Here is a 12,465-nt window from a genome sequence, read left to right on the forward strand (position 1 = left end):
TCAGCAGCTGTTAAGTTTTCACCAGAAGCACCAAGGTTGTTGATTGTGTGCTCTAGACGGTTTTGTACTGCACCAAGCTTAGAACGTTGTTCAGAAACAAGTTTGATCGCTTCATCCACACCAGCAAGTTGAGTATCAAAATCGTTCGTAGTAAAATCAGTTACTTTGACATCCTTAACTTTAACAGTGGCATCTCCTAATGCATCTGCTTTCATACTATTAATCGTTACATCTAATGTTTGACCACCATTAGCACCAATTTGGAATGTAAATGTTCCTCCAGTACCATCTAATAGCTGTTTACCGTTAAATTGAGTGCGGTCACCAATTCCATCGATCTCTGCTGAAAGAGCTGTAATCTCTTCTTGGATCGCAGATAAATCTTCATCCTGTTGAGTACCAGTGTTACCCGCTTGAACAACTAGTTCACGAACACGCTGTAGAATTGCATGTGTTTCCGTTAATGCACCTTCAGCTGTTTGGATAAGAGAGATACCATCTTGTGCGTTTTTAGAAGCCATTTCTAATCCACGGATTTGTCCACGCATTTTTTCAGAGATCGCAAGACCTGCTGCGTCATCTCCTGCACGGTTAATACGAAGACCTGAAGAAAGCTTCTCCATGTTCTTTTGGCTAGCAGCGTTGTTTGAAGACAAACGGTTTAAAGTGTTAAGTGCTGCGATATTGTGGTTAATTCTCATTTCATTACCTCCATGTGTTTGGGACCTGACAGACGTCCTTGTCTGAAAACAGTCCTTTTTTCTAGGGTGTATCAACCCTGACAATTCTTTTATCGGATACACCTATAGGAAGTTTAGTATTTTAAATCATTTTATAAGTCATTTTTCATAAATTAGTTTCACAACAAAACACCCATTTATTATTCATTTAAAGTGATCGACTCCTCTTTACTTACAATCCTTCATCGTAAAATGTCAAACACTTTAATGAATACTCAGTTGAGTTGATCCTCTATATCAAGTTTTCAGCCAACATAAAAAAAAGCCCCATGAAGGGGCCTTTCATTAACGTAATAATTGAAGAACGTTTTGTGGCTGTTGGTTCGCTTGTGCAAGCATTGCTTGAGAAGCTTGAGAAAGAATGTTGTTCTTAGTGAACTCACTCATTTCTTTCGCCATGTCTACGTCACGAATACGAGACTCAGCCGCTGTTAAGTTTTCACCAGAAGCACCAAGGTTGTTGATTGTGTGCTCTAGACGGTTTTGTACTGCACCTAGTTTAGAACGTTGTTTAGAAACTGCTTCAATTGCGCCATCAACGATTGCTAGTTGATCATTGAAACCACCAGCAGCAGCAGCATCAGTTGTTGCAAACTTTGTTACGTCAAGAGCGGATACTGTTTTAGTTGCATCAGCTGGATCTGTTCCAAGTTTATCAGCTGACATCGCTTCAATGTTAACTGATAACTGTTGAGCACCATTAGCACCAATTTGGAAAGTTAGTTTTGATGTGCCAGCAGCACTATAAGTACCATCTAGCAATTTCTTTCCGTTGAACTCAGTACGATCAGAGATACCGTTCTTCTGAGTACCATTACCAATTTCTTGAATTAGAGCGTCGATTTCTTCTTTGATTGCACCAAGATCAGTATCGTCCTGTGTACCAGTGTTTCCAGATTGTACAACAAGCTCACGTACACGTTGAAGGATTGAGTGAGTTTCAGTCAATGCACCTTCAGCAGTTTGGATAAGTGAAATCCCATCTTGTGCGTTTTTAGTAGCCATTTCTAATCCGCGGATTTGTCCACGCATTTTTTCAGAGATCGCAAGACCTGCTGCGTCATCTCCTGCACGGTTGATACGAAGACCAGAAGAAAGCTTCTCCATGTTCTTTTGGCTAGCACCGTTGTTTGAAGACAAACGGTTTAATGTGTTAAGTGCTGCGATATTGTGGTTAATTCTCATTTCTTATTACCTCCATGTGTTTGGGACCTAACAGACATCCTTGTCTGAAAAAAGTCCTGATTATTAGGGCTTATTGACCCTAACGATACTTTTATCGGATTATTTTATGGGAAGTTTAGCATTTTTTAAAAAAAGTTCTATTATTTGTTACATTAATACCGATTTTCCCATTTTTAAAATTAAAAGCCACTGGTTATCAACCAGTGGCTTTTAGGTGTATTATCAATATTGCTTGATATCAAACATTAAAATATTTGGATACACCACATAATCTTTTTTAGTTGTGAAAGGACCTTTGTTATGTTCATCATTAATTTCATAGAAGTTCAATCCTATTCCAAAACTTCTTTCTTTATACCAACTTAGAAAATCATTGATCTCTTTCATTGAAAGCAAATAATCCTTTTGTAATCCGTTGATCATTGTGATCGATAGAATCCCTTTGCCAGTTTCTTCACTTGGCTTTGTTCCATCTTGATCCTTTGGTTCTTCCGTTGCGCCGTCATCTGGCTTTGTTCCGTCTTGATCTTTTGGTTCTTCCGTTGTGCCATCATCTGGCTTTGTTCCGTCTTGATCTTTTGGTTCTTCCGTTGTGTCGTCATCTGGCTTTGTTCCGTCTTGATCTTTTGGTTCTTCCGTTATTTCATCATCAGGCATTGTTTCACCTTCAGCAATTTGTAAATCTTTTAATGGGATAGAAATCACTAATTTGTAGTCACTTTTTATCGACTTTGAATGATAATCTTGATTAAAATTTCGTCCCCCTATGATATATATAGTCTCGTCAATCGTTACAGCACTTGAACCTACTCTAGCTTCAGGTAACTTGATAGAACTTCTTTTCACAGAATTAGTTTTAACATCATAAAACTGTGTAAAGGGTGATAATTGACTGGACCTGTCGTCATACTGGCCGCCTGCCATAAACAATTTTCCCTGATATGTTGTAAATGCAGCCCCTAGTTGATAAAAATTTAACTGTGATTTCGTTTGTAACCATTGATTTGATTCAATATCATATTCATATACTTGGGCATTGTGGTAATTACCGGCAGTTCTTTCTCCACCTGTTACATAAATTTTATTGTTAATGACTTCTGACATAGACATGCCAGTAAATTGCTGAGGAAACATTTTTAATTGTTGCCATTTATCCGTTTTTGTATCATAACTATAAAAATTATGTTCTTGATAAGGACTTTTATTAGTTGCAAGAATATAAATTTTTTCATCTACAACACTCGCAATAATATCTCCTTTTGTCACAGCTCGACTTGGTATAATAATTGGTTTTTCCGTCCATGTGTCTAATTCTGTATCATAAATATCAATCGTATTTGTGCTATCTAGATACGCTCCTCCAATTACGTATATTTTTTTACCTATCGTCACTGCAGTACTATCTGTTCTTTCTCTAGGCATATTAGCATTAGACGTCCACTCATTTTTCTGAGGATCATACACATAAGTATTTTTATTACTAAAGGATTTTTCACTACTTCCCCCAAAAACAAAAATTTTGCCATCAACTACTGCAGTACTAGAATGAAGTCTTTCCTCTGGTAAGTCTGCTCGCTTGGTCCACCCATTTGTGTCAGCGGCATCAGCTTTTAAAGGGCTAATTGTAATCATCATAAAAATAGTGAAAAGCAATAAAAATAAACCTTTTTTCATATTTTCTATCCTCCATTTCTTAAATCCCCCCTTTTATCGACATATTTGGAATAAAATTTAACATTTGCCATTCTATCCGATCATAAACAAACCAAAAATGCACGCATTTCTATCGATATCTTCCACCTAGACAATAAAATCTTGAAGCGTAGCGACTTAAGGTGACGATTACTTCGTAGTTAATCCCATTCAGCACTTCAGCCATTTCATCGTTAGAAATTTCTTCACCCTTTCGACAAATATAAATGACGATTTTCTCCCTTTTTTTGTCTTCTCACCTGAAAAACACGTGTGTACCCCATCCGTCTAGCTAAAGACATTGATCGCAAGTTTAGTAGCAATTTCAAAAGATATATTTGCACATCTTTTGCAAGGTTTATTAGTGAGGTCATTCACATTTACACTTACTTTTTAATAATTTTCTCCTCCTCTTTATGATGAATCATAAGTGAAGATTGAATATGCAGTAGATTAATAATACGGCGTGCCATTTCTGAAGGAGACGCATTGTAGTCATTTCTAATCCATTCAAGGATAAAACCAAAGATACCGTAGGAGCGATATTGGATCACATAGCTGTCATTGATTTCTGTATATTCATCACTCACAAACGACATTTTATGTTGAAAAATATATTGAAGTTTCCTAAGTAATTGTTCTTGAATATGAGGAATACGGTCTTCCATCACTAATAGGTCGTAATAGTCACGATTGTCGACAATATATTGAAACACATCCGTGCCATCTGGTTTCATACGTGTTAAATCAAGAAGTGGATTTTCACGTGTCGGCTTGCAAAATTCATATTCAAAGTGAGCCATTTCTCTTTGAATAACATCTGCTGCGAGTTCATCCTTACTGTCGTAATGGACATAAAACGTCGTTCGATTGTAGTTTGCTTTTTCGACAATATCCTTCACTTTCACATGAGAATATCCTTTTTCACCTACTAGGTTTTTAAACGTTTGGCGTAGTGTATCCTTTGTTCGTTCAACACGCCGATCCTCTTTTCTGATCATGTACACCCTCCTTAGACACTTTTTATAAAATGTTGACTAATGACACACAATTGTTTTTATGTTGAAAACCTATACAAAACCGTTTTTTTGCTGATTGAAACAAACTTTTTTTCATCCTACAATCAACTTGAGTCACAAAAAAATGAAAATTCTGTGACATTTTATCTATCTGTATTAGAATATCATACTATATAAAAAGCGAGGGAACATGTGATGGAAATTCAAGCGATGGTCACAACAAACGAAAAAGATTTTGAAAAACAAACTTTGTTACTCGATGATCCAAAAGCAGATGAAGTGCTGGTCAAAATCATTGCTACAGGCGTCTGTCATACGGATGCCACCGTATTAGATGGCACACTCCCTGTACCGCGTCCTGCTTTATTAGGTCATGAAGGGTCTGGTATTGTCGTCAAAACCGGATCTAATGTCACCACTGTTCAAAAAGGTGACCACGTTGTATTGGGATTTGCCTATTGCGGTCACTGCGACAATTGCTTAGATGGGAATGCGGGCGGATGCGAAAACATGATGACATTAAATTTCTCCGGTCGTAACAAACATCAAGAAACACCGCTTCACACACACGATCATCAAGATGTATCACAATTTTTTGGTCAATCATCGTTCGGTACTTATGCGACGGTGGATGAGAAAAACGTTGTCAAAGTCGATAAAGAAACCGATTTGCGCTATCTAGGTCCATTCGGTTGCGGATTAATGACTGGAAGCGGCACGGTGTTAAACTCGCTTGCTCCAGAGCCAGGTACAAGTCTTGTTGTGTTCGGTACAGGAGCTGTTGGTTTAAGCGGACTCATGGCTGCAAAAATCGCAGGTTGTCACCCGATTATTGCCGTTGATATCCATGATAGTCGTCTCGAACTCGCAAAAGAATTGGGTGCAACACATGTCATCAATAGTAAGCGTGAGAATCCTGCTGAAAAGATCAAGGAATTGACAGAGGGAAAAGGGGCACATTATTCATTTGAAACAACAGGTGTACCCGAAGTCACACTTGCTGCTCTACACTGTCTACGCGTAAAAGGAACTTGTGCAACCGTCGCCGTAGGAAAACGTGACTTAACCTTTAACGTGACCAACGATTTAATGCTAAACGCTCTTACTTTAAAAGGGGTTATAGAGGGAGATGCCGTTCCTCAATTATTCATTCCTAAATTAGTGAAGTTCTTTAAAAACGGACAATTCCCAGTAGAAAAACTAGTGAAATTTTACGAACTAGAAGACATTGAACAAGCATTTGAAGACTCAAAAAATGGCTTAACCATTAAACCAATCGTCATTATTGATCACGCATATCAAGCTTAATGTTTTAGCTTGTCACAATTTATATTATAGAAGAAATAAATAAGCCCCCTATGCCATAGGGGGCTATTTGAGACCAATATTACTCGATTGTTTGAAGCTTACCTGAGTTCATTTTATAAACATCATGACATAATTCCTCAATGTCTTGTTTATGATGGGAGGTTAATAAGATCGTTGCCCCCCTATTGTTTTCTTCTCTAATTAAACGATAGACAGTTTCTACTGCTTCCTCATCTAATCCATTCATTGGTTCATCTAATAATATAATGTCCGGTTTTTCCATTATCGCTTGGGCAATGGCTAATTTTTGTTTCATCCCTAAAGAATAAGCTTTTACACTTCTTCTATCATCTGGATCAAGTCCAACACTTTTAATGACTTCTCTTATTTGTTGATTGCCGATTCGTTTTTGAATATCCGCAAGAAATTTCAGATTATCAAATCCACTATATTGCTCTAGAAAAGCCGGTTTTTCTAGAAGCACACTAATACTTTTCGGAAACGAAGCCTCTTGATGCAACACTTGTCCAGATACGACCACTTGTCCATTAGTCGGTTTCACCAACCCAGCAATCACACGGAAAAGCATCGTTTTACCAGATCCATTGTGACCAACGAAGCCAATGATTCTTCCTTTCTCCAATGATAAGTTTATATCTTCCAACACAGTGTGCTTCTTAATTACCTTCGATACTGCATTTAATTCAATGATTGCCATCATCAAGCTCCTTTTATAAATAATCGTTTTTTGTAGCATGATGTATCACATATATCATAAGGCTGAATATGATGATAAGTTCTAATAATACGACACCAAATGAACCTTGGATGTTCTCATACATACCATAATATAGCGGGGTAAATGGACTGTCCGATCTCAAACCAATGAAAAAAATACCCAGCACACTAATAGTAGCCACTTCAAATCCCACATGATTTTTCATCACCAACCACATTGTTCCGTGTAACAATAGATTAATTGTGATACACAGAAACATCATAAGCCAACTCATATCAAATTCAATGTGTACATGAAACACACAAAATAAAATGATGGCCGTACTAAGTGCACTAAACACATAATATAAGGTAAATAAAATACCAATGATAAACCTAGCCATCCATAAATTTTTCCACTGACGTAATCTTAAGATCATTTGGACTTCATACATATATTCAGGAGATTTCCAAAGAATTTGGAGTAGAATCATGTACCCTACACAAAACGACAACCAATACATCCAATTCATAAGAGTTGCATATGATGAACTAAATAACAATGTGAAAAAATCATGATTTGAACCAGCCATACCATTTATATTTCGTATGAAAATAAGCGTATTGATCAAATGTAGCAATAAGACAATGAAAACAATTTTTTTGATGCTTTTTTTCAAGCGATAAAATTCTAATATGAATATGTTCATTTAATGAGAACTCCTATAATCCGTAGACGTAGATACCCATTTTGATAAAAAGGTGAATATCATGATGATACAAAAGAGTATGAAAATAGATTGAACGGGTGAATGTTTAAAACCATACACAAGGTGGAAAGGGATAAAACCTGCTTGTGTTCTATCCAATACCATTAAAAACAGACAAAGTAGTATGACAAATGATTTTTGATGAAACAACTTTTGAAAAAAAACAAACATGACACCTATTAATAACGTTACCAAGAAAAAAACGAAAAAGAAGAAAATACTATTACTAAACAATCTGTTTTCTCCTGATGGTATGTAAGTTAATATAGCTGTGTAGCTTATTCCTTTGAAATGTAAATAACGAACAATTCCTGCAACCATGACTGCCCATACACATAAAAAGAGTGAATATAGAAAGGAATAGACGATGGCCGCTTTCAATTTAAAAGAAATGATGTCTTTCCTAGATGAGAATCTTCGTAAAATGACCCATTCGTTTAATTGAAATGCTTTTGACGTCACCATTAAGAGAAGAAACACTGGACCTAAGGTGAAATCATATCTAAAAAAGGTGAGAATTTCTGTAAAATCAGAAAATCCCAAAAGTTGAGAAGAAGAAATCGGAATGACAGACATGCTTAATATGAATAAGAACACAGTTAAGTAAATGGACAACTTCCGCTGATCTTTTTTTAAGTCGATCAAAACAAACTTATATTGTGTCAGAATTTTTTTTCACCCCACAAATATAAATGATCACGACTGCTAACATCCCAATCATGAAATTCAAATAAAAAGAAGTGTATGATAAATTGAATACAGGTTGTCTAGGGTCTAAGTAATTAAATGGGTCAATCGATATTAGCCCTGTTAAACTGAAAATCAACCATATTCCTAAATAAAGGATAAGGGGAGAAAGTATGACTAAATATCTATTTTTTAAAAATAGTGAAACAGCTAATCCAAAGCAAGTATACATCCCCGCATATAAAGCACCGATCATATAATAAACACAAATAAAAAGATACGGAGATGTAGCATATAAATCAGAAAACAGATCTTTCTCAGATGAGTCATAAACATTATCAGGAAAAGAAGCTGTTCCGTTCATTATTTTCTTATATACATCCGTATATATCGAAAAGTCCCATTGACCACTCAATAAATTAGAAATGATGATTCCTACAAATAAAGGGATGACAAATAAAACAGCCCCAAAGATATATGTCAATATAAACTTCTTACTGTAATACCTCAATCTACTTTCTTTTGTTAAGATATATTCGACATTCCCTGAATATTTTTCTCTAAAAATAGAATCGACAATTGGGATTCCAATTAGTAATGGAAAAATGAAATAAAAAAATGATGAAAAGAAAGAATCAGATAGACCCATCCAATATTGATGAGCTGACACCATGGCAAGTGCATCTGGAGAATCAGAATATAATCTTTTTTGAAGCTCTAAGTCAGCATGATATTGCAGAAAACCCATAATGGCATTTCCTAAAACGAATAAAAAAGATATGTATAATACAATGTACAATAATTTATTTTTGATAATTTTTCTTATCTCACCCATCTATTTTTCTCCTTTTTTACTAATAAAAACAATACAATGATGTCATATCGTTCTATATAAATCTTTCAAATTGTATATGGTAAATTATACTTAGTCAACCTATTTTTCCCGAAAAAAATAGTGGTCAGGAAACCAACCTACTATTGCAGGTCAAACTTCCATCCCACTATCTTTAACATGAATGATACTTCTCTTCATTCTAAATCTATCTTTCTTTTCATTTAGATATTGTTTAAATCGCTTTTCTGAATCATCGTTGTATTTCGATTTGAATCCTCCATCGTTGTATTCCGGTTCGTATCAGGGTGATACACTTGAGTTGCTCCGTACACCCCTACCCCTACTAAAATAACAGAACTTAGAATCATCATTTTTTTAATACTCATAAATACACTCTCCTTTTTGAATATCATACTGAGCTTTTAGCGCCTTTCTGTAATATTCGGCAGCTTTCTCAAAGTCTCCTTTTTTTTCATGGATCACGGCTAGGTTTTTTGTGAATTCTTCAATAAAAACAAACAGTTGCTTTTCCTCAAACATTTGCAATATATGTTGAATTTCCTTTTCATCATTGCTTTCGTATATTGTTCTGATAGATGTCAGGAGCTTCATTTCGTGCGCGTTTTTCATAAGAGAAGTACCGTTCATTGCTTGATCCGCTATTTTGGCCGCTTCATCATTTTCCCCAGCCTTATAAAGGGTCCAACAAAGGTTCACATAAATAACAGGTTTTAAATCCGGTACATGTTTTTCAGAAAGGGTCAGTGATTCATGATAATACTGCATCGCCTTTGTATAAAGTTGTTGTCGATCGTATGTATTTCCTATGTTTAAAAGCAATTTTGCCATCAACCTGTTATCTGGTATTTCTTTTGCAATCGAATAAGCTCTCGTCAGATGCTCTAATGACTTTTCAAATCGTTTAAAATCATCATAATTCCCCGCGATGATGATCAAGCTTTGAATTTGACGAACTTTATACTGATCATACTGCTCATAAATATCCAGTGCTTTCATAATGTGATGCATGGACACATGCGTTTGTTTCATGATGTAGTAGGCTTCTGCCACTTTAAAATGAAATTCTGCCTGTTCAATTTCATCTATCACCAAAGCAAGCTGCTTCTCCGCAACTTTATAAAATTGAATCGCCTGGACGTATTCCTTTTGACTAAACTCGTACATCCCTCGAAAAAATGCATTATAATATTGCAACATACCAGAAAGTTGATGATTCGAATTTTCAATTTTATCGACTAGGTCCGAGGTGGATACAGATCGATCGGTTGAGGGCTTAATATAATCCAGCATCAACTGATGACGGAAGCACATTAATTGGTAATAAATCAGTAAGTCCTGATCTTCCTCCATTCTCTCTATCTCTTCTTCCACTTCTGCCTTCAGAATTTCTGCATCTGGTACACTGAACTGTCGAATCATTTTATACCATTCGTTGATTTTCACACCGACATGTGAAGAAAGAATCTTCTCCATCTCCTTACTCCCCTTCTAAACAAATCCCTACTATGACATATTTTATCAAAACAAAAATGTCTCAACACCGCAAAGAAACCGCAATCACAAGGTTTACATGGACATCGCTGGCAAAGTTCACTAAATCTTCATCTCATTTTATCCTAATAAGGGATTTTGGTCATGTGGATTCTTTTCAATGGCAACAACACAAATTGTCTAATTTTGTCGAAAGGATAGAAAAGAAATACAACTTCATATAGAATCCATATGTACCCATATAAGAGGAGGATTTTCTTTCATGAAGAAATTATTCGTAGTTCTATTTACCTGTTTTTTATTTTTAGCCGCATGTAACAACAATCCAACGACGACGTCTAATGAAGAAACACAAGTGAAGCAAGAGACACAAAAGAAACCAGAGAAACAAGAGCCAGAAAAGGAACAAAAACCACTGACAACAAAGAATCTGATTCAAGCGTTCAAAAGTGCTGGACTTGAAGCAGAAAAGCCTTCTGATCTAAAACAAAAAGAGTTTGGAAATATAAGAGAAGAAGGAAAAAGAATTTTAGTCCCTTCCCTGGGAGAAGATGCTGGTGGAAGACTTTTTAGATTTGAAAACGAGAGTGACCTTGAGCAAGCAAAATCGTACTACGATGGTTTGAGTAACTCAGGACCTATGTTCTTTTCGCATACTTATGCGAAAGGGCTGTTCTTATTACAAATGAATGGAGAAATGGAAGACAAGGAATTTGAAAAATATAAAAAAGTGATGGATCAAGAGATCAATTAATCTATTTGAATTGAAACGCGAAAAGAGCAATTTCATGATGATATTGCTCTTTTTATGTTTTGAAATATGCTTTTAAACTTTTCATCATGAAGATACCTCACAAACATAGAATTCTGAATCAATTTCCCTTTTGTAAATTTATGTCCTTTCCTGCTATAAATACCTGTATGTTTAACAAAGCTCCTATGTATGATTAAGAGTGACAAACGATCTATAGATATAGAGAAAGATCTAAAAAATGAATAAAAGGGGAATTTGTTTTGAAAAAGTTACTCGTACTATTTTTAGCGTTAGGTTTAACATTCGTACTTGCTGCATGTGGTTCTACAGAAGATGTGTCCACAGGCGCAGAAACATCGAAAGAATCATCTGAGTCAAAAAAGAACAGCGACAAAGAAGATGGCTCTAAAAAAGTCGATGCTAGTGATCAAAAAACTGAAGCTCTTGGTATGAAAGTGAATCTAGGCGATATTAAGATCATGAAAGATAAAATCAACGTTGGCATAAACATCGAAAATACGACAGACAGTGCATTAAGCTTCTATCCTGATCAAGGAACAGCCGTTATTGGGAGCATGCAAATCGAAGCGAATCTCTTTATGACGGATGGCTCTATCGGCGGTGATGTCGAAGGCGGAGTAAAACAAGATGGCGTGATTCAATTCCTAGCTCCAGAAGGCAAAGAAATTGATGTTGATGGCATTAAAGAAATCAAACTAAAATTCGGAGATGTAATGACTGAAGACTTCATGAAGAACGAAGAAGTCACATTTACGGTTCCAGTGAAATAAGCCCTTTATTAATGGGCTTTTTTTTGAACATAAAATCATTGATCAAATCCCAACAACGCCTTATCAAGCGATCTTCATCTTCCTTTAACGAAATGATAAAACGTATAACATAGTAAGAAAATCAATAAGACAATGGCCAACATATATATCGGTAACAATAAATAAGGTGTGTACGCATTGATCAAATAGATACCCAGTACTGTTATAATCATGAGGCTAAATAATCGTGTGATAAAAATCATTTTTCTCATCCTCCCAAAAAACATCATCATCCTGATTTTAACAGCAAACATCACCAATATATAGAAAATCCCTTTGATTTATTCGTAAAATCTCATTAGGCATCATTCTCAGCCAACACATAAAAACCCTGTCCAACTATAGACTAACCTAGTCAAATGGGACATAAAAAAACACCCTTCTAGTGATACACTTAAACAAAGTGTTAATTAGGA

General features: G+C 35.7%; 12 protein-coding genes. 3 read left to right on the forward strand and 9 right to left on the reverse strand.

Annotated elements, in window-relative coordinates; genetic code table 11:
* The 4 genes from hag (AB1K80_RS16855) to AB1K80_RS16870 form a co-directional block, all read right to left on the reverse strand.
* Positions 1 to 701: flagellin Hag (hag, locus tag AB1K80_RS16855; protein ID WP_412858072.1), on the reverse strand; the 701-nt coding region annotated here is incomplete at its 3' end.
* 324 nt (positions 702 to 1,025) lie between these two features.
* Positions 1,026 to 1,925 carry a flagellin Hag gene (gene hag / locus AB1K80_RS16860; protein WP_412858074.1) on the reverse strand — a complete coding sequence of 300 codons (900 nt, stop codon included), beginning with the start codon at positions 1,923 to 1,925 and terminating at the stop codon, positions 1,026 to 1,028.
* A gap of 222 nt (positions 1,926 to 2,147) precedes the next feature.
* Positions 2,148 to 3,599: a kelch repeat-containing protein gene (locus tag AB1K80_RS16865; RefSeq protein WP_412858075.1), complete on the reverse strand. Its 1,452-nt coding sequence runs from the start codon at positions 3,597 to 3,599 to the stop codon at positions 2,148 to 2,150.
* A gap of 404 nt (positions 3,600 to 4,003) precedes the next feature.
* Positions 4,004 to 4,618: a TetR/AcrR family transcriptional regulator gene (locus AB1K80_RS16870; protein WP_412858076.1), complete on the reverse strand. Its 615-nt coding sequence runs from the start codon at positions 4,616 to 4,618 to the stop codon at positions 4,004 to 4,006.
* 213 nt (positions 4,619 to 4,831) lie between these two features.
* Between AB1K80_RS16870 and AB1K80_RS16875 the strand changes: the two genes are divergently transcribed.
* Positions 4,832 to 5,944 (forward strand): NAD(P)-dependent alcohol dehydrogenase, encoded by a 1,113-nt coding sequence (locus AB1K80_RS16875; RefSeq protein ID WP_412858077.1) that lies wholly within the window; start codon positions 4,832 to 4,834, stop codon positions 5,942 to 5,944.
* 79 nt (positions 5,945 to 6,023) lie between these two features.
* On the opposite strand, the gene AB1K80_RS16880 is transcribed toward AB1K80_RS16875, so the two are convergent.
* The 5 genes from AB1K80_RS16880 to AB1K80_RS16900 form a co-directional block, all read right to left on the reverse strand.
* On the reverse strand, positions 6,024 to 6,662 hold the full coding sequence (locus AB1K80_RS16880) for an ABC transporter ATP-binding protein (RefSeq protein ID WP_412858079.1): 639 nt from the start codon (positions 6,660 to 6,662) through the stop codon (positions 6,024 to 6,026).
* Positions 6,663 to 6,675: 13 nt separating this feature from the next.
* Entirely contained in the window at positions 6,676 to 7,371 is a 696-nt protein-coding gene (locus tag AB1K80_RS16885) for a hypothetical protein (protein ID WP_412858080.1), read from the reverse strand.
* A gap of 712 nt (positions 7,372 to 8,083) precedes the next feature.
* The gene (locus AB1K80_RS16890) at positions 8,084 to 8,953 is read right to left on the reverse strand and encodes an NADH dehydrogenase FAD-containing subunit (protein WP_412858081.1); all 870 of its coding nucleotides are present in this window, start codon (positions 8,951 to 8,953) and stop codon (positions 8,084 to 8,086) included.
* Between the two features lie 221 nt (positions 8,954 to 9,174).
* Positions 9,175 to 9,339, reverse strand: coding sequence for a RapH phosphatase inhibitor (locus AB1K80_RS16895; RefSeq protein WP_412858082.1), 165 nt, complete (start codon positions 9,337 to 9,339; stop codon positions 9,175 to 9,177).
* A complete protein-coding gene (locus AB1K80_RS16900) occupies positions 9,329 to 10,447 on the reverse strand; it encodes a tetratricopeptide repeat protein (protein ID WP_412858084.1) in 1,119 nt (372 codons plus the stop codon). The genes AB1K80_RS16895 and AB1K80_RS16900 overlap by 11 nt, the downstream gene beginning before the upstream one ends.
* A gap of 280 nt (positions 10,448 to 10,727) precedes the next feature.
* On the opposite strand from AB1K80_RS16900, the gene AB1K80_RS16905 reads away from it, so the two are divergent.
* Entirely contained in the window at positions 10,728 to 11,219 is a 492-nt protein-coding gene (locus tag AB1K80_RS16905; protein ID WP_412858085.1) for a stress protein, read from the forward strand.
* A 260-nt stretch (positions 11,220 to 11,479) separates the two neighbouring features.
* The gene (locus AB1K80_RS16910) at positions 11,480 to 12,010 is read left to right on the forward strand and encodes a hypothetical protein (protein ID WP_412858086.1); all 531 of its coding nucleotides are present in this window, start codon (positions 11,480 to 11,482) and stop codon (positions 12,008 to 12,010) included.
* Positions 12,011 to 12,465: the final 455 nt, after the last annotated feature.

It is taken from the genome of Bacillus sp. 179-C3.3 HS (assembly GCF_047229225.1).
Lineage (GTDB): Bacteria > Bacillota > Bacilli > Bacillales > Bacillaceae > Bacillus.

Bases quoted from the DNA above. Each gene is read 5' to 3' on its own strand.
- AB1K80_RS16875 (WP_412858077.1), top strand. From the start codon at position 4,832: ATGGAAATTCAAGCGATGGTCACAACAAACGAAAAAGATTTTGAAAAA.
- AB1K80_RS16865 (WP_412858075.1), bottom strand. From the start codon at position 3,599: ATGAAAAAAGGTTTATTTTTATTGCTTTTCACTATTTTTATGATGATT.
- AB1K80_RS16905 (WP_412858085.1), top strand. From the start codon at position 10,728: ATGAAGAAATTATTCGTAGTTCTATTTACCTGTTTTTTATTTTTAGCC.
- AB1K80_RS16880 (WP_412858079.1), bottom strand. From the start codon at position 6,662: ATGGCAATCATTGAATTAAATGCAGTATCGAAGGTAATTAAGAAGCAC.
- AB1K80_RS16900 (WP_412858084.1), bottom strand. From the start codon at position 10,447: ATGGAGAAGATTCTTTCTTCACATGTCGGTGTGAAAATCAACGAATGG.
- AB1K80_RS16890 (WP_412858081.1), bottom strand. From the start codon at position 8,953: ATGGGTGAGATAAGAAAAATTATCAAAAATAAATTATTGTACATTGTA.
- AB1K80_RS16895 (WP_412858082.1), bottom strand. From the start codon at position 9,339: ATGAGTATTAAAAAAATGATGATTCTAAGTTCTGTTATTTTAGTAGGG.
- AB1K80_RS16885 (WP_412858080.1), bottom strand. From the start codon at position 7,371: ATGAACATATTCATATTAGAATTTTATCGCTTGAAAAAAAGCATCAAA.
- hag (WP_412858074.1), bottom strand. From the start codon at position 1,925: ATGAGAATTAACCACAATATCGCAGCACTTAACACATTAAACCGTTTG.
- AB1K80_RS16870 (WP_412858076.1), bottom strand. From the start codon at position 4,618: ATGATCAGAAAAGAGGATCGGCGTGTTGAACGAACAAAGGATACACTA.